This window comes from bacterium (genome assembly GCA_035308905.1).
In the GTDB taxonomy this organism is placed as follows: domain Bacteria; phylum Sysuimicrobiota; class Sysuimicrobiia; order Sysuimicrobiales; family Segetimicrobiaceae; genus DASSJF01.
Map to the genome: position 1 here is coordinate 38,070 of DATGFS010000026.1, position 16,699 is coordinate 54,768.

Below are 16,699 nucleotides of genomic sequence, written 5' to 3' on the forward strand. Positions count from 1 at the left end.
CACTTGGGCGGGGCCCGACGCCCACGCGATAACGCGTACGGTCAGCGGATGTTGCTGATCGTGTTCTTCACCGTATCGTGTTTCGTCTTCATGATATTGCTCACCGCCGTAAACTGCCGGTTTTCGTTCTGCATCTGTTGCTGAAGCTGCAGGTACTGCAGGTTGAAGCTCATCTGCGTCTCCTGCATTTGCTGGATCGCCTGCACGAGCTGTGCCGTGGTGGCGCCCGGGGCGGCGGCGACCTTGCCGGTCTTCGTGATCGCCGCGCCGAGCTGGTTGTACAGCGCGGACATCTTCTTGTTCAATTGCACGGTGTTGGCATGAATCGTCTCGAGCTGCGACAGCGAGGCCGATGCCTCGTCGATGGCCCGAAGGGCCGCCGTCTGTTCGGCTGAAGGCGCAGCCGCGCCGCCCGCGCGTTCGTAGAACGCCCCGACGGCAACAAGCGCGAGAAGTGTGACGACCGCAATGCCTCGGTTCATGAGTTCCCTCCCAGCTAGGGGACCTTGACGCGGGTCCGCGCCGCCCCGGCGGCGGGCCGCGGCACGAGCCCTTCGGGGTCGATCTCAGGCGCCCGCCCGAGAATCAGGTCGGCCACGACCCGCCCCGAGCCGCAGGCCATCGTCCAGCCCATGTGGCCGTGCCCCGTGTTGAAGAACAGATTCTCGTGCCGGCCGGGTCCAAGAAACGGGGGACCGGCGGGCGTCATCGGCCGCAGGCACGAGCGGTATTCTCCGCGGCTGAGGTCGACGGCGTCGGGAAAGAGGTCGCCGGCCAGCTGCCGGATGTTCGCGAAGTTCCGCGGGCTCCAGGCCCGGTCGTAGCCGGCGAACTCGGCCGTCGAGGTCAGCCGCAGGCGGTCGCCCATGCGGGACCACGCGACGAGCCACTGCTCGTCGACGCAGGGCACGGTGGGCGCCGGCGCCCCGGCGCGCAGCGGAAACGTCGACGAGTATCCCTTGGCGGGATACACCGGCAGGCCCACGCCGATCGTCCGTGCGACGATCGGACTCCAGGCGCCGAGTGCGAGCACGTAGGCGTCCGCGGTCAGCACGCCCTGGTCGGTCACCGCCGCGGTGACGTGATTGCCGTGCGCGCGAAGCGCCCGTATGCGCGTGCTCATATGAAACGTCACGCCGAGCCGCTCACGGCAAACGCGGGCCAGTTCTTCCGTAAACAGCTGCGAGTCTCCGCTCGAGTCGCCGAGATCGAGCACCCCGCCGGCGATCTTGTGCGTGACCCGCGCGAAGACCGGGTCGAGCCTTGCGACGCCGGCCGGGTCGAGGACCTCTTGCCGCTGCCCGTGCTCCGCCAAGAGGCGCATCTTTTCGACGCCGAGCTCGAGCTCGTGCGGGTCGCGATATAGGTACAGCGCGCCGCGGGCGATGGCATGGTACCTGATGTTCTCGCGGCGCACGAGGTCGGCCATGACCGCCAGGCTGTACTGGCTCAAGCGCAGCTTGACGAGGGTGTTGCGGCGCGCGCGCTCAGCGGTGCATTCACGAAGAAACAAGAGGCCCCACGCGTAGAGGCGCGGATCCAGCGTGAGGCGCACCCGGATCGCGGTCTGCTGGCCGAGGAGCGATCGCAGCAGCATCAGCGGCGCCCGCGGGGACGCCCACGCGAAGGCGTGCCCGGCCGCGAGGATGCCGGCGTTGCTGCCGCTGGCCTCGCGGCCGACGCCGTCCTGCTCCTCCACGACCGTGACCTCGCACCCGTCCCGCGCGAGATAGTACGCGGTCGTGATGCCGATGACGCCGCCGCCGAGGACCAGGATCTTCATCGTATGCTCCACAGTTCGCGGGGCGCGCGCGGGGTCAGCAGTTCGCAGCCGTCGGCCGTGATGGCGACGTCCTCCTCGTGGACGATCATCTTCCCGGGCGCGTACTCCATGCCGGGTTCGATCGTCAGCACCATTCCGGCCTGTAGAATGGTGCGGTCGCCGGGCATATTCGACGGCGGCTCGGTGAGTTGGAGCCCGAGGCCGTGCCCCAGCCGTCCGACGTTGTTCTCAAGCGTGCCGCCTCCCGAGAGCACGTCCGCCATGCTCCGCCAGACGTCTTCGGTCGTGGCGCCCGGACGCGCCGCCTTGATCCCCGCCTCCGTGGCATCCCACACGATCTCGTGTGCGCGCCTGGCCGCGTCCGGCGCGGCCCCGACCGCGTAGTTCCGGTCGAAGTCACAGAAGTAGCCGTCGCAGGTCGAGCCGGTATCGATGAAGAGCAGGTCTCCGCCCTCCAGGCGGCGGTCGCGAGGGCTTCCGATGATCTCCGGCACCCCGCCGGGCCCGGAGGCGCCTGCGAGGTAGGGGATCGCGTCGGCGCCCCGCTCGGTCAGGTCCGCGCGCAGGCGCCGGCAGGCGTCCCGCTCGGAATCACCGATGTGGACGCCGGCGGGCAGCGCTTCGTAGGCCTGACCGGCGATCCCGCAGATCCGGCGGATGCGATCGATCTCCGCCTCGGTCTTGACCATCCGGATCTCCCAAATGCACGGAGCGCCGTCCGCCAGTTCCGGCGATACGCGAGACCGCAGCTCGATGAACTGCGCCACGGGCATCCGCAGCGCCATCTCCCGGCCGAGCTCGGCCCCGATGCGGCCGAACCGCCGCGGGGTCCCGGACAGCGCCGCCGCGAGCAGCGTGGTTCCGTCGTCTTCCGGACGAGGAGCAGGCCACGTCCGGATGTCTTTCACCCACGTCCGCGCCATCACGGGCCCGCCGACTTCCGGGATCACCGCGATTGGATCCCCGGCCGCCGGGACTACCACAAACCACGGCCGCGTCGGGCTCTCCCAGAACATCGTGTCGAAGCCGGTGAAATAGCGGATGTTCGCCGGTGTCGTGCAGAGGAGCGCGTCGAACTTGTGCCTGCGCATGATCGTCTGCGCGCGGGCGAGCCGCCGCTCGAACTCGACCGTCTCGAAACCGTGCGCGAATCCGTCGCGTTGGTGCACGCTGTCCTCCGCCGAGCAGGCCTCTATGCCGTAAAGACGTCCAGCTGGACCGGCGTAATGTGGTACCCGTTGCACGCGTTCTGGTCTTGCGGGCAGGCGGTCATCGCGACCAGGCAGTCCATGTCCGCCTGAAACTCGATGTAGTCGCCCGCCTTGGAGAGCGGAGCCCGGACTTCTATTTGGCCGGTTTCTGCGACCTCGGTGTTCATGAAGACGTTGAAGGGGTCGGGAATCAGATGCTCCGGAATGCCGTGCGCCTCGAGCACTCCGCGGAGGATCGCGAGACAGCTGGGATGATCCGTGATGCCGAAGCGGATCGGATAGTCGTACGGGCTGCACGCCGACGACTGAAGGTCGTGACGGCCGACCGTGTCCGCCACAATCGTGAGCAGCGGCCGGCACTTGGTGCTGTAGAGCCGGTGTCCCGTCGAGAGCAGCCACGTGTTGTTCAGCTTGCGGGTGTTTCCCTGGGAGAGGCGCTCGGTGGGGTCGTCAGTCGAGAAAACGACGAGATCGCTGACCTGCCGGCCTTCGAGATCGGTGATGCGAAACCGCTGCGCGCGCTTGATAAGAAAGGCGAAGCCGCCCCGCGGCGGAACGACCTGCCGTACCTCAAAGCGTTCCCCGGTCACACGCGCCCCCCGAACGGTCAGACCTCGGATGCCGATTCGACGTCGGCGTACAGCACCGCCTCTGGGTGGCGGCGCAGCACCGACGCGGGGCACCGCGTCGAGACCGGCCCGCGCAGCATCACCCTGAGCGCCTCGCGTTTGGTGGGGCCCGGCACCACGCAGACGATCCTGCCGGCCCGCACGATCGCCGGTACGGTCAGCGTGATCGCTTCCTTCGGCACCGCCGCGAGCGCCTCGAAGCAGCCGTCGTGCACCTGCTGCAGCCGCGACCGCTCGTCGAGCGCGACGACCCGGAGCAGCGCGGGGTCGTCGAAGTCCGTGTCGCCGGGTTCGTTGAACGCGATGTGCCCGTTCTCGCCGACTCCAATGCAGGCGAGGTCGACGGGCGCCTCCCGGAGCAGGCCCGTGTAGCGGGCGATCTCCCCGGCGACGTCGGCCGCGTTTCCGTCGAGAAGCCACACTCGGCCGGGCCGAACACGGTCGAAGAGATGCTCGCGCAGAAACTGCCCGAACGCCTGCGGCGCGCCGGCCGGGAGCCGGAGGTACTCGTCGACGTGAAACGCCGTGACGCGGCTCCAGTCGATCTCGCGCGTCTCGGCGAGCGTGTGCAGAAACTCGATCTGGGACGGCGCCGAGGCAAACAGCGCGCGCGCCTCGCCGCGGACGTCGATCGCCGTTCGCAGCGTGGCGGCGGCGCCGGCCGCGGCAGCCTGCCCCATCTCATCCCGGGTGCGGTAGATCTGCACGGCGAGCCGCTCCACCCGCAGGCTGCGGGCGGGTGTCATGGAGATGTGGCGTTGCGGAGTTCGTCGAGGATTCCGCCGGCCGCCTCGAGGATCGCGGCCTCGGCGTCCGGCGCGACGCGGCTCCACGGGGACAGGCGCGTTTCGTAGCCACCCTCCTCAAACGCGGATGCCGGAGGAACGTAGCCGAGGCAGCCATTCGCGTACCCCATGACTACCGTATGCGGAAAGGGGGACCGGTCGCGCAGGCGCTGTCCCGACTCGGCGAAGAACTCGCCCGGCAGCGCGATGAGCGCCAGGTCGCCGATCGCCATCGCCTGCACTTCGGTCTCTTCAGTGGGCCCCGCGTCGCGCTCCGCCCACCGCAGGGCCGACTCCGCGTAAAAGAGCTCCAGCCGCGCCTCGGCCGTCGCGTCGGCGGCCGCGCCCGCGGTCACGAGCGACTCGACGTGTCGGCGCTGCGCGAGGACCGTCGAACGCGCCTCCGGCTCGGGGAGCGATCGCACCGGCACCGTGACCGCACGCCGTCGCGTGGCGAGCGGTCCGCGGACCGGGCGGGCGTCGCGCGACGCCCGGATCGCTTCCACGGCCAGCCGGAGGCCGAGCGCCTCCGCGCGCTCGAACGTCCGGCCCGGCGTCGGCAGACCGAGCGCCGTCTGACCGGCCGAGTGTCCCACGTTGATGTCGCCGCACGCGCCGTTCGCAAACGCGCCCCAGCCGTCGGTAACCCGTTCCACCGCGTCGACCGTAAACCCGACGTAGTCGCGCGTCACGAGGACGTTGTCGGGGCCGAGCACGGTCGGGTGGCAGGCGTAGTGCACGAGCGAAGCCGGGGCGGTATCGACGCGGTCGAATCGCACCACGGTGACGGTCGGATCGACCGGCCCGTCGGGCCGCCTCCGGTTTCGTCCGACCGAGGCTTCCCGGCCGCACCCCACGGCCGCGTCCGCCGGCTCGAGGTTCCGGCAGGCCTCCGCCGCCACGGCCGCCGCGCCATGCTCCAGCGTCCCGAGCCAGCGCGGATCGGGCGGCGCGCAGCAGAGGGCGATCGTCGCCGGGGCGCCGTGGGTGTGGGTCGCGGCCACCATGACCGCCGCCCGCGGAATGCCGCAGGCCTCCTCCACGCGCCGCCGCACCCGCGCGACGAACGGCCCGTCGAGCTCGCACAGGTCGCAGAGGATCAACGCCGCCCGTTCCCCGCCGTCTTCCAGGACGAGCGCCCGAGCGTATAGATCGTCGTGGACCCCGCGCGCGCCGCTCTCGCGCGCCGCGAACCCCGCGAGGCCGGCGCCCGGCGGAGGGGTGATCACGGTTTTTGCGGCTCCCACCCACATGCGTCGCCATTATACACTGCACACGGAGGCGGGCCGTGGACCTCGCGATCACCGGCAACGACGCATTCGGACGGCCCATGACCGTGGCCGTCTCCGGCGGGCGCATCGAAAGCGTGCGACCCGCCGATCGCGCGTCCGCGCCGGCCGATCTGTGGGTGTTTCCCGGGTTCATCGACCTCCAGGTCAACGGCTTCGGCGGGCACGATCTCAACGCCGCCGACCCGACGCCGGAGGCGGTGGCCGGGGTGGCGCGGTCGCTCTGGCGCCACGGCGTGACGCGCTTTTGCCCCACGATCTGCACGGCGAGTCACGAGCAGATGACGGCGGCGCTGCGCGCGGTGGCGCAGGCCTGCGACGAGATGGACTGGGTCGGCCGGGCGGTGGTCGGCGTGCACGTCGAGGGACCTTACATCTCGCCCGAGGACGGTCCGCGCGGCGCCCATCCCGCGGCCCACGTCCGCGCGCCCGACTGGCGGGAGGTCGAGACGTTCCAAAGGGCGGCCGGCGGCCGGATCCGGGTGTTCACGCTTGCGCCCGAGCGGCCCGGCGCGATGGAGTTGATCGAGCGTCTGTCGCGGGCCGGCATCGTCCCCGCGATCGGTCACACCGCCGCCACGCCGGACGACATCCGAGCCGCGGTCGCGGCCGGCGTCAGGCTGTCCACGCATCTTGGGAACGGCGCGCACGCGACGCTGCCGCGGCATCCGAACTACATTTGGGCGCAGCTGGCGGAAGACGTCCTGTCCGCGAGCCTCATCGTCGACGGTCACCATTTGCCGCCCGAGGTCGTCAAGGTGATGATCCGGGCGAAGGGCCCCGCGCGGTGCGTCCTGATCAGCGATGCGATCTGGCTCGCGGATCAGCCGCCCGGTCGATACGAATTTCTCGGCAGTCCGGTGGAGCTGACCCCCGGCGGCAAGGTCCGCCTCGGCAACAGCGGGTATCTCGCGGGATCCGCGTTGAACCTGGCCGGCGCGGTGGCCAACGCCGTGCGCTTCGCCGATGTCGGGGTCGCGGAGGCCGTGGCCATGGCGTCGCGGCAGCCCGCGATGCTGCTCGGCCGTCAGGATCTCGGGTCGCTCGTTCCCGGCAATGCCGCCGACCTCGTGCTGGCCCGGTGGTCGCCCGGCGACGGCCCGCCGCGGATCGTCCAGACCGTGGTGGACGGCGCGGTCGTCTACGCTAACGGAAGCCGGTGAAGGCGATGCCCTCGGTGATGTGCCGCCGGAAGAAGAGAAACACGGCGATGATCGGCACGGCGCTGACCGTCGCGCCGGCGGTGATGGCGCCGTAGTCGATCGTGAAGCGCTGCTGGAAGAACGCCAGCCCGACTTCCATTGTGTACATGTCCTGCGAGCTCGCGATGATGAGCGGCCAGATGAAGCCCGTCCACGCCTGGATGGCGGCGAAGATGGCCACGGCCGCCATCGCCGAACTGGCGGCGGGGACGGCGATGCGCAGGAAGATCCGCCACTCGGACGCGCCGTCGATACGCGCCGCGTCCAGCAGCTCGTCGGGGAGCGCCGTGCGGAAGTACTGCCGCATGATGAAGACACCGAAGCTCATCACGAGATACGGCGCGACGAGGCCCGGGTAGCTGTTGATCCAGTGCCAGTCCCGCATCGTCAGGTACAGCGGGACCATGTAGGTCTCGAGCGGCAGGATCGCCGTCGCGAGGAACAGCATGAAGATCGCGGTGTCGCCGGGGAAGCGGAACTTCCCGAACACGTACCCCGCGACCGTCGACGTGGCCACGATCACCGCCGTGGAGAGCGCGGCGACGATGAGGCTGTTCAGGAAGAACCGGCCGAAGGGGGCCGTCTGGAACGCCCGCACGTAGTTGAGCACGGTCGGGGCGCGCGGCAGGAGGTGCGGCGGAAACGCCAGGATCTCCGGCGCCGGTTTGAGCGACGTGGCCAGCATCCAGAGAAACGGGAAGATCATGACCGCCGCCCAGACGATCAGGAGCGCGTGGGTCAGGCCCGCCTGCACGCGCGCGCTCATTCGGCGCCGCCGCGCAGGACCCGAAACTGCGCCAGCGTGAGCAGCAGCACGATGGCGAAGAAGACCGTGGCCTCCGCCGAGGCGTACCCCATCCGGTAGAACCGGAAGGCGTTCTCGAAGATGTCGTAGATGAGCACGCGCACCACGCTGCCGGGCGAGCCCTGGATGTCCGCGGCCATCACGTACACCTGCGTGAAGACGTTGTACGCGCCGATCGTCGAGATCACCGTCACCAGCAGCACCGTCGGCATCAGCAGCGGCAGCGTGAGGTAGCGGAAGAACCGCCACCCCGTCGCGCCGTCGATCAGGCCCGCCTCGGTGTATTCGGCCGGGATCGCGCGCAGGCCGATGATGAACAGGACCATGTTGTAGCCGAGCGTCTTCCAGACCGACATGATGATCACGGCCCAGAGCGTGGTCCGGGGCTCGAGCAGCCACCCCACGGGCTGGATCCCCACGAACGAGAGGGCGTAGTTGAGGATGCCGTACCGCGCGTCGTAGATCCACTTCCAGACCACGGCCTCGGGTACGGTCGGCGTGATGAACGGCAGGAAGTAGATGAACTGATAGGCGCCCTCGAAGCGCAGGCGCCGGGCCAGCGGCAGCGCCACGACGAGCGCCAGCGCCACGCCGGCGACGACCGTCACGACCGCGAACACGGTCGTATTGGACAGCGCCAGGCGGAAGTTCGAGTCGGCGAGCAGCGCGCTGAAGTTCTCCAGGCCGACGAAGGGTTTGACGCGGGAGATCAGGTCCCAGCTGAACACGGACAGGCGCAGCGTCTGGACGATCGGGATCACGCGGAAGAGGACGAAGAAGGCCGCGGGGACCAGCAGCATCGCGTAGCAGAAGGCGTACCGGCCGAGGACGACGCGGCTGAGGCGTGGGCGCGAGGCGGCGCGTGCGCCGGCCGGGGAATGCGGCGGGAGCGCCGCGGCGGTGCGCGGCGCTCCCACGTCTGTCGAGCGGTCCGGTCCGTTACTCGCCGTAGAGCCCGTCCCGCTTGAGAATGGTGTTCGTCTCGTCCGCCCAGGTGCGCAGGATCCGTGCGATGGCGCCCGGATTGCCGGTCAGGCTCTTATCCCGGTACGCGGCCACCAGCCGGTCCGCCAGCTTGGTCTCGATCTCGTCGAAATCTTTGATCGACGGCATCGACCAGTACACGAAGTCCTTGTTCTGGAACAGGAACGCGCGATACTGTGGGATCTTCACCAGCACCGGATCGTAGTTGACGTCTTGGCGCAGCGGGATCCAGCCGACCTGCTCGAGCATCTGGCGCTCGTACTGTGCCTGGGTCAGGAACTTGATGAAATCCCAGGCGGCCGCCGCGTTCTTCGACGACTGCGGGACATAGAGGTTCACGGGGTTGAAGATCGTGCCCCACCGCTTGTCGCGCGGCAGCGGCGCCGCCATGTACTTGAGGGCGGGCGCGTTCTTCGCCGCGTCCCCGACGACCCAGGACTCGCGCGCGAACATCGCCGTCTGCCCGAGCTCGAACGCCTCGGCGTCGTGCTTGATGTCGAAGCTGTCGACTTTGTTCACGTACAGGGCGTCGAGGTACATCTTGAGCGTGGCGGCCCCGGCGTCGTTCGCGTATCCGGCCTTGTACTTGCCCTGCGCGTTGCGGGTGAGGATCTCCCCGCCGCGCGGCCACATCAGGATGGTGAACTTCTCGGCAACGCCGCTGCCGGCGCCGAAGAGGCGGAGGCTGATCCCGCTCCGGGTAACGCGGCCCTGCGCGTCGGTCTTGACCAGTTTCTTCGCGTCCGCCGCGAGCTCGTCCATCGTCCGCGGCGGCCCGGAGATCCCCGCCTCCTTGAACATGTCAGTGTTGTAGAAGAGGGCGCCGATCCCCGCGAACCACGGCACGCCGTAGACGTCCGATCCGACCGTGGCGTGCTGCTGCGACGCAGTGCCGAAGCCGCGGCCGCGGACGTACTGGGCCATGTCCGGCGGCGCTTTGGCGATCAGCCCCGCGTCGATGTAGCGGAACACCGTGGCGTCGTCCACTTCCAGGATGTCGCCCGCGGTGCCGGACGGGATGGACGCCGCCAGCTTGCGCTCGTAGTCCCGCAGCTGCGTCACCAGCACCGTCGTGTGGACGTTGGGGTGAGCCCGGTCATACGCGTCGGCGGCCGCCTGGTAGACGGGCTGAAGCTCCGGATATCCGCTCCAGATCGCGAGGTTGATCGACGGCGCCGCGCCGCCGGGCGCGGCCGCGCCTCCAAGCGCCGCCACGGCCACCGCCAGGGCCAGTCCCAGCCAGCGTGCCTGCTGCCAGGTTCTTTGCATCCTCATCCTCCTTTAGAGCAGCCTGCGAATGCGCGTGCCGTACTCTTCGAAGTAGCGCCGGTTGAACTCGTCCCCCCCAGGCGAGTTCGCGCTCCGCCAGATCGGCGGCGTCTGCCCCCGGCCGAGCAGCAGGGCCATCGCTTCAAGCAGCATTGCGTTGAGCGCGAAGGCGTTGTTCAGCGTCGAGATCGGCCCGACCGGCTCGTCCAAGCCCGGGAGGCGCAGCACGCCGTCGCCGACGGGCACCTTGGTATCGACGTAGACGTCCACGACCTCGAACAGGTTGCGGCCGCTGGGATGCCGGGCCGGGTGGTCGCGGGGAAGGCTGCGCGAATGCTCGACCGACGTCACGCCGATCGTCGTGAGTCCGCGCGCGCGGCCTTCGCCGGCCGCGTCGATCGTCGCGGCGTTGACGCCGTAGGCGTTGACGATCATCAAGACCTCGCCGCGCCGCAGCTGATAGCCGTCGAGGATCGCCTTCGTGTAGCCGGGCGTGCGCTCGATGCGCGTGGACCGGGCGGCGCCGGAGCCGAGCCAGAATCCGTCGTCGAGGATCGCATCGATCGGCACGAACCCGCCGGCCCGGTAGAAGCACTCTTCCGCCGCGAGCATGGAGTGCCCGCCGGGACCGATGACGTGGACCAGGCCGCCGCCGCCGATGCAGTCCGCGATGAGGCGCGCCGCGGCGGCGATGCGGTCGGCCTCCTCGCGGGCGATGCGGTCGTGATACTCTCGCACGCGCTCGAGGAACCGCTGGGTCACCGACACGAGCCGACACCTCCCCTGCGCGTCGGGAACGGCGCTCCATGTTCCGGCTTCGGCGATCCCGAACCCCTTCCCCTGCAGACCACACAGGGTTTTGACGGCCCCTGAACCAAGAGGAGCGCATGACTCCCCCCGCGGCCTCATCCAAGTCCGCGCGGCCGGCCGACGCGCTGCCGACCGTGCTCATCCCCGGCCTGCTCTGCACGCCGCGCCTCTACGCGGAACAGCTCTCGGCGCTCTGGCGGTTCGGCCCGGTCACCGTCGCCGACCACACGCGCGACGACAGCGTCGCGGGGATCGCGCGGCGCCTGCTTGCGGCGGCGCCGCCGCGCTTCGCCCTGGTCGGACTGTCGATGGGCGGCTACACGGCGTTTGAAGTCATGCGCGCCGCGCCCGACCGGGTAGCCCGGTTGGCCTTGCTCGACACGTCCGCGCGTGCGGATCTGCCCGAACAGGGCGAGCGCCGCCGCGCCATGATCGCGCTCGCCTGCGAGGGCCGCTTCGCGGAGGTGATCGAGCCGCTGTTCCTGTCATGGGTGCACCCCTCCCGCCGCACCGACGTGACGCTGCGGGCGATCGTGCAGGGCATGGCGGAGGACACGGGCCCCGACGCGTTTGTGCGGCAGATCACGGCGATCATGACGCGTCCGGACTCGCGCCCCGGTCTCGCGGCCATCCGCTGCCCGACGCTGGTCCTCGTCGGCGACAAAGACGAGGCGACGTCGCCGGACCGCGCGGCCGAGATCGCGGACGGCATCCCGGGCGCGCGGCTCGTCACCGTTCCCGACGCCGGCCACCTGACGGCGCTCGAGCAGCCGGGGCACGTGGCGCGGGCGCTGGTCGACTGGATGGAGATGGGCGCGCGATGACCGGGATCGAGCGGATCCGTCTCGAAGGCGTGCTGCCGGCGCCGGTGAGCCATTACTGCGACGCGGTCCGGGCGGGGGACATCCTCTACGTCTCGGGCATCGTGGCGATGGACCGCGACGGCCGGGTCGTCGGCGCGGGCGACGCCGCCCGGCAGACGGAGCAGATCTTCGAGCACATCGCAAAGGTTCTGGCCCACGTGGGCGCCGATGCCTCGCGGATCACGAGCGTGCTCATCCATCTCACGAACATGGACGACCGGGTGCGCATCAACCCCGTCCGGATCCGATACTTCGGCGAGCACCGGCCGGCCAGCACGCTCGTGCAGGTCGCCGCCCTCATCCATCCGGATCTGCTGGTCGAGGTCACCTGCACGGCCTATCTTGGGCATTAGGCGTGCGGAACCGATCCGGGCCGCTGTTCCGTACTAGATAAGGTTCGCCACAAACGCCCCGGCCGCCCGGCCGCGGCGCTCATCACGGGGGAAGGCACATCACGCCTTAGCGTCTATGCGTCGTCGGTGTCGTTTTCGCGTCTCCGCGTTTGGTTGGCTGTCGGCTGCGGTGGTGCTGCTGTTCACGGCGGAGGCGGGGGTGGCGGGCTCGCCTCCGTTCTGGCCCGCCGTCCAGGTCTCCCACGGTTCCTCGACCCGAATCGCCCCCGGCATCTCGTACGCTCATTACACGCTTCGCACGTCCGACGGCCCGCTCAACATCCACCAGCTGCGGGTCGACCTCGACAATCCGTCGGTGCGCCTGAGCACCGCGCTCGCCAACAACCAGCTCATCAGCGGCGACGAGACGGTCTCGTCGATGATGACGCACTGGAACGGCGCCATCGCGGCCGTCAACGGCGATTTCTTCGACATCGGCGATTCGGGGATGCCGCTCAACATCATGGTCAAGGACGGGCGGCTGCTGCGGAGCCCCTCCGGGTGGACGGCGCTCGCGATCGGCCGAGACGGCAGCGCCCGGATCGCGCATTTCCGGTGGGCGGCGTCGATCGCCGTTCCGGAGATCGACCAGACGTACTGGATCGCCGGGTTCAACACCGGCATCGCTCCCCGCGGGATCACCGTGCTCTCGAACGTGCGCGGGTACGGCGCGCCCGTCCCGGATCCGGGGACCCGCCAAACGGTGGTAGAGTTGTCTCCCGCGGGTGCGTCGGAGGACTCCGCGGCGCGGTACACGGTCAGGCAGGTCTGGCCCCAGCAGGCCTTTTACGCGCCGTTTCCCAAGCGCGAGATTCTTCTGGTCGGCCGCGGCGAGACTTCGGACTGGCTGCTCCGCAGCATCAAAGCCGGCATGGCGATCGACGTCGGACTGCAAACGGCCCCCGACTGGCGGGCGTTCGCGACGGTCCTGGGCGGAGGACCGCTCCTCGTGCAGAACGGGCGGCTCGTCGACGATCCGTACAATCCGGTGCCTCGGGAGCGCGACAAGCCCAACCCCGTCTCCGCGGTGGGCGTCTCCGGGGACGGGAAGACGATGCTGCTCGTCGCCGTCGACGGCCGGCAGCCCCATCTGAGCGTGGGCCTCACGCAGCCCCAGCTCGCGGCGTACATGCGGTGGCTCGGCGCCTCTCAGGCGATGGAGTTCGACAGCGGCGGGTCGGTCACGATGGCCCTGCGCCTCCCGGGCCGTCCCGCGCCCGTCGTCGTCAACTCGCCGTCCGATGGCCACGAGCGCGCGGTGGCCAACGCCCTGATCATCTTCAGCAGGCCGTCCGCGAAGTCGCGCTAGGCCGCGCCACCCGGCTACTTCCGTTTCGCGGCGCGTTGCGCGGCGGCGCGCTTCGCCGCTGTGGGTGCGCGGCGCGTCGCCGGCGCCCTGGATGCGCTGCGCTTGGCGGCCTTCGGTGGGATCGACTGAGCATACGCCAGCGACCGCTCGATCCAGGACGCGAGGGACCTGGGGCGCGCGACCAACGCGGGAGGCGCGACGACATATTCGCGCATCGGCCGGCCCGGCATCGGTTCGAACGCCGCCGATCCGTCGATCCGTAGGAAGGACACGCGGTCGTCTTCCGGCAGCCGCAGCACCAGCGAATCCTGGAACAGCGACATGAACAGGTTGCCCCCGACGAACGCGGCCGGATAGCCGAACATCTTCCGGCGCTCGACCCGAGGATCGTCCGGGACGATCGCATCGAACGTCCGGACCAGCGCCTCGGGAGACTTGCGCCACTTCATCGCCATCGGGCACCTCCGGCGGTCTGCCTGCGCCGCTCCATCCACCGCGGCTCCATCTACTATAATGAAGCAATCCAAGGTCCAAAGGGGGTCCTAAATGCCCGCGGTTCGACGCGCTGATGCGGTTTGGCAAGGAGACCTGCTCTCCGGATCCGGTGTGGTGTCGGCCGGGTCGAGCGGAGTCTTCAAGGAGCTGCCGGTGAGCTGGGTCTCACGCACCGAGGCGCCGGGCGGCCGGACGAGCCCCGAAGAGCTGGTCGCCGCGGCCCACGCGAGCTGTTTTGCGATGGCCCTGTCGTTTGGTTTGGCGAACGCGAAGACCCCGCCGACCCGTCTCGAGGTGAGCGCCCAGGTGACGTTCGACCGCGTCGGCGACGGCTTCAAGGTCGTCTCGAGCGCCCTGACCGTGCGGGGTCGCGTGTCGGGGATCGACCAGGACGCATTCCGGAAGGCGGCCGAGGCGGCGAAGGACGGCTGCCCCATTTCCCAGGCGCTCAAGGGCAACGTCCAGCTGAGCGTGCAGGCGACGCTGGAGAAGTAGGGTCTCCGGCTGGATCCCATCAGGCACGTCGGGATCGTCGGGTTCGGTGCGATCGGCCGGGGCGTCGCGGCCGGCCTCGACCGGGGGGTGCGGGGCGCGGCCCTCGCGGCCATCTCCAGCCGTGATCTCGAGAAGGCCCGGGACGCGGCACAGGCGCTGCTCCGCCGCGTGCCGCCGGTCGTCCCGCTCGATGAAAATGTCCGCCGCTCCGAGGTCGTCGTCGAGGCCGCTCCGGCCGCGGCGTTCGATGAGATCGCGACGGCGGCGCTCGGCGCCGGCAAGGTCCTCCTGGTCGCGAGCGTCGGCGCGCTGGTCGCGGATCCGGAGCGCTATGCCGCTCTTGCGCGCCGCCACGGCGGGACGCTCCACGTCGTCTCCGGCGCGATCGGCGGGCTCGACGCCATCTCCGCGGCGGCGATGGGCGCGGTCGAGTCGGTGACGATGACGACCCGCAAGCCGCCGCGCGGGCTCGTGGGCGCGCCGTACCTCGAGGCCAACGACATCGACCTCAGCGGCCTGATCGAGCCGAGGGTCGTGTTCGAGGGGAGCGCACGCGACGCGTGTCGCGGTTTCCCGGCCAACGTCAACGTGTCCGCGGCGGTCAGCCTCGCGGGCATCGGCCCCGACCGGACGCGGGTCCGCATCATCGCCGACCCGTCGCTCGACCGCAACATGCACGACGTGGAAGTCGCGGGGGACTTCGGGCGCTTCACGGTTCACATCGAGAACCGGCCGAGCGCAAACCCGCGGACAGGGGTCCTGACCGCGATGTCGATCCTAGCGACGATCAAGCGGCTGGCGTCGCCGCTCCGCGCGGGGTAGCCTTTAGCAGCCGACGGTCAAGACCGCGGTGCCCTTGACGCGCCCGCGGCGCAGCGCGTCCAGCGCCTCGTTGGCCTGCTCGAGCGGAAACGCGTGCACTTCCGTGCGCACCGGTACCCGCGGCGCGAGGTGTAAGAATTCCTCGGCGTCCTGCCGGGTCAGGTTCGCGACCGAACGCACGGCCCGTTCTTCCCACAGGATGTCGTACGGGAATGCGGGGATGTCGCTCATGTGGATCCCGGCGCAGACGACCGTACCGCCCTTCGCCAGCGCGCGCAGCGCCGCCGGCACGAGCGCGCCGACGGGCGCGAAGATGATGGCCGCGTCGAGGGGTTCGGGCGGTGCCTGGAGCGACCCGCCGGCCCACTCCGCGCCGAGGTCGCGGGCGAACTGCTGCGTCGCCACATCGCCCGGGCTCGTGAAGGCGAACACCCGCCGATCCTGCCACCGCGCCACCTGAATGATCATGTGCGCGGCCGACCCGAAGCCATAGAGGCCGAGTCGCCGGGCGTCGCCGGCCATCTGCAGCGCGCGGTACCCGATCAGGCCGCCGCACAGGAGCGGAGCCGCCTGGAGATTGGGATAGCCCGCCGGAATCGGAAAGCAGAACCGCTCGTCGGCCACCGTGTACTCGGCGTATCCACCGTCGATCTGGTAGCCGGTGAAGCGCGCGTTGTCGCAGAGGTTCTCGCGGCCGGTCCGGCAGTACTCGCACCGGCCGTCGGTCCAGCCCAGCCACGGCACGCCCACCCGGTCTCCGGGCTTGAAGCGCTCGACCCCGGGGCCGAGACGCTCCACCGTGCCGACGATTTGGTGCCCGAGTACCAGGGGGAGTTTCGGCTCGGTCAGTTCGCCGTCCGCCACATGCAGGTCGGTCCGGCAGACGGCGCAGGCGTGAACGCGGAGCAGCACGTGCGAGGCGGCCGGCTCCGGCACGGGAAGGTCCGCGTGCCGGAGCGGTGTCTTCGGGCTGTCGAGCACCATGGCGCGCATGTGACGCGCCGGGAATTCGTTAGCGGTTTCCTGCGCGCCTGGCCTTCATAGCGTTCAGCGAGACGATCCGCCCGCGGCCGGCCGCCTGCAGCCGTCCGGACGCGGTCCGCTCGGCGCGGCCGCCGCCGTAGTGCTGCCTCGCGCACTCGGTCGAGCAGAATTCGTCGTGATGCTGGATCGCGACAGGCGGAAGCGGCATTCCGCAGGCTTTGCAGCGATTCGACATGACTCCACGCTCCATGCGCTGGTTCAAATGTGGGGAGAGCAGCCGGTTGTCCGGCTGCTCTCCTGTAATTGCGCCGGCGTCTCGGAAACGCCCTCGGCTCTTAGCCGTTGACGACCCGGACGTTGCTCGCCTGGGGACCCTTTTGCCCCTGCGTGGCCTCGTACTCGACCTTTTGGCCCTCGTTGAGGGTTCTGTAGCCGTCGCCCTGGATCGCGCTGAAGTGCACGAACAGATCCTTCGTGCCGTCCTCGGGGGTAATAAATCCATACCCCTTCTCGCCGTTGAACCACTTCACCGTACCTGTTGCCATCCTACACCTACCTTCGAGATCGTGCTA

20 protein-coding genes are annotated in these 16,699 nt (G+C 69.8%); 6 read left to right on the top strand and 14 right to left on the bottom strand.

What is annotated here, in order from left to right:
• Positions 1–41: 41 nt before the first annotated feature.
• From VKT83_07380 to VKT83_07405, 6 genes are read right to left on the bottom strand one after another with little or no spacing between them, the layout of a single operon-like run.
• Complete coding sequence (locus VKT83_07380) at positions 42–482, bottom strand: hypothetical protein (GenBank protein HLY22274.1); 441 nt, start codon at positions 480–482, stop codon at positions 42–44.
• A gap of 14 nt (positions 483–496) precedes the next feature.
• Positions 497–1,795, bottom strand: a complete 1,299-nt coding sequence (locus VKT83_07385; protein ID HLY22275.1) for a D-amino acid dehydrogenase — start codon at positions 1,793–1,795, stop codon at positions 497–499.
• On the bottom strand, positions 1,780–2,952 hold the full coding sequence (locus tag VKT83_07390; protein ID HLY22276.1) for a Xaa-Pro peptidase family protein: 1,173 nt from the start codon (positions 2,950–2,952) through the stop codon (positions 1,780–1,782). Before VKT83_07390 ends, VKT83_07385 begins: the two co-directional genes overlap by 16 nt.
• Before the next feature lie 23 nt (positions 2,953–2,975).
• Positions 2,976–3,584: an urea carboxylase-associated family protein gene (locus VKT83_07395; GenBank protein HLY22277.1), complete on the bottom strand. Its 609-nt coding sequence runs from the start codon at positions 3,582–3,584 to the stop codon at positions 2,976–2,978.
• A 17-nt stretch (positions 3,585–3,601) separates the two neighbouring features.
• Complete coding sequence (locus VKT83_07400; GenBank protein ID HLY22278.1) at positions 3,602–4,369, bottom strand: glucosamine-6-phosphate deaminase; 768 nt, start codon at positions 4,367–4,369, stop codon at positions 3,602–3,604.
• On the bottom strand, positions 4,366–5,655 hold the full coding sequence (locus VKT83_07405) for a neutral/alkaline non-lysosomal ceramidase N-terminal domain-containing protein (GenBank protein ID HLY22279.1): 1,290 nt from the start codon (positions 5,653–5,655) through the stop codon (positions 4,366–4,368). The genes VKT83_07400 and VKT83_07405 overlap by 4 nt, the downstream gene beginning before the upstream one ends.
• A gap of 41 nt (positions 5,656–5,696) precedes the next feature.
• On the opposite strand from VKT83_07405, the gene VKT83_07410 reads away from it, so the two are divergent.
• Positions 5,697–6,860 (top strand): amidohydrolase family protein, encoded by a 1,164-nt coding sequence (locus VKT83_07410; GenBank protein ID HLY22280.1) that lies wholly within the window; start codon positions 5,697–5,699, stop codon positions 6,858–6,860.
• Here the strand turns inward: VKT83_07410 and VKT83_07415 are convergent.
• Genes VKT83_07415 through VKT83_07430 form a run of 4 tightly spaced genes read right to left on the bottom strand, consistent with a single transcriptional unit; the run spans position 6,844 to position 10,725 of the window.
• The gene (locus VKT83_07415) at positions 6,844–7,665 is read right to left on the bottom strand and encodes a carbohydrate ABC transporter permease (GenBank protein ID HLY22281.1); all 822 of its coding nucleotides are present in this window, start codon (positions 7,663–7,665) and stop codon (positions 6,844–6,846) included. The two genes, VKT83_07410 and VKT83_07415, sit on opposite strands and share 17 nt — an antisense overlap.
• Positions 7,662–8,621, bottom strand: a complete 960-nt coding sequence (locus VKT83_07420; GenBank protein HLY22282.1) for a sugar ABC transporter permease — start codon at positions 8,619–8,621, stop codon at positions 7,662–7,664. Before VKT83_07420 ends, VKT83_07415 begins: the two co-directional genes overlap by 4 nt.
• 22 nt (positions 8,622–8,643) lie before the next feature.
• Positions 8,644–9,957, bottom strand: a complete 1,314-nt coding sequence (locus VKT83_07425; GenBank protein ID HLY22283.1) for an extracellular solute-binding protein — start codon at positions 9,955–9,957, stop codon at positions 8,644–8,646.
• A 12-nt stretch (positions 9,958–9,969) separates the two neighbouring features.
• Complete coding sequence (locus VKT83_07430) at positions 9,970–10,725, bottom strand: SIS domain-containing protein (GenBank protein ID HLY22284.1); 756 nt, start codon at positions 10,723–10,725, stop codon at positions 9,970–9,972.
• A gap of 119 nt (positions 10,726–10,844) precedes the next feature.
• Between VKT83_07430 and VKT83_07435 the strand changes: the two genes are divergently transcribed.
• From VKT83_07435 to VKT83_07445, 3 genes are all read left to right on the top strand, one after another.
• The gene (locus VKT83_07435; GenBank protein ID HLY22285.1) at positions 10,845–11,591 is read left to right on the top strand and encodes an alpha/beta fold hydrolase; all 747 of its coding nucleotides are present in this window, start codon (positions 10,845–10,847) and stop codon (positions 11,589–11,591) included.
• Positions 11,588–11,983, top strand: coding sequence for a RidA family protein (locus VKT83_07440; GenBank protein ID HLY22286.1), 396 nt, complete (start codon positions 11,588–11,590; stop codon positions 11,981–11,983). Before VKT83_07435 ends, VKT83_07440 begins: the two co-directional genes overlap by 4 nt.
• A 172-nt stretch (positions 11,984–12,155) precedes the next feature.
• Entirely contained in the window at positions 12,156–13,331 is a 1,176-nt protein-coding gene (locus VKT83_07445) for a phosphodiester glycosidase family protein (protein ID HLY22287.1), read from the top strand.
• Positions 13,332–13,345: 14 nt separating this feature from the next.
• On the opposite strand, the gene VKT83_07450 is transcribed toward VKT83_07445, so the two are convergent.
• Positions 13,346–13,786, bottom strand: a complete 441-nt coding sequence (locus tag VKT83_07450; protein ID HLY22288.1) for a TfoX/Sxy family protein — start codon at positions 13,784–13,786, stop codon at positions 13,346–13,348.
• A gap of 91 nt (positions 13,787–13,877) precedes the next feature.
• Here VKT83_07450 and VKT83_07455 point away from each other — a divergent pair, with 91 nt between their 5' ends.
• Both VKT83_07455 and VKT83_07460 read left to right on the top strand, forming a co-directional pair.
• Entirely contained in the window at positions 13,878–14,321 is a 444-nt protein-coding gene (locus VKT83_07455; protein HLY22289.1) for an OsmC family protein, read from the top strand.
• A gap of 33 nt (positions 14,322–14,354) precedes the next feature.
• Positions 14,355–15,143: an aspartate dehydrogenase gene (locus VKT83_07460; protein ID HLY22290.1), complete on the top strand. Its 789-nt coding sequence runs from the start codon at positions 14,355–14,357 to the stop codon at positions 15,141–15,143.
• 3 nt (positions 15,144–15,146) lie between these two features.
• Here the strand turns inward: VKT83_07460 and VKT83_07465 are convergent, their stop codons facing one another.
• The 3 genes from VKT83_07465 to VKT83_07475 all read right to left on the bottom strand — a co-directional run bounded on the left by VKT83_07465 (position 15,147) and on the right by VKT83_07475 (position 16,672).
• Entirely contained in the window at positions 15,147–16,136 is a 990-nt protein-coding gene (locus tag VKT83_07465) for a zinc-dependent alcohol dehydrogenase family protein (GenBank protein HLY22291.1), read from the bottom strand.
• A gap of 19 nt (positions 16,137–16,155) precedes the next feature.
• Positions 16,156–16,335 carry a hypothetical protein gene (locus VKT83_07470; GenBank protein HLY22292.1) on the bottom strand — a complete coding sequence of 60 codons (180 nt, stop codon included), beginning with the start codon at positions 16,333–16,335 and terminating at the stop codon, positions 16,156–16,158.
• Between the two features lie 127 nt (positions 16,336–16,462).
• The gene (locus VKT83_07475; protein HLY22293.1) at positions 16,463–16,672 is read right to left on the bottom strand and encodes a cold-shock protein; all 210 of its coding nucleotides are present in this window, start codon (positions 16,670–16,672) and stop codon (positions 16,463–16,465) included.
• Positions 16,673–16,699: the final 27 nt, after the last annotated feature.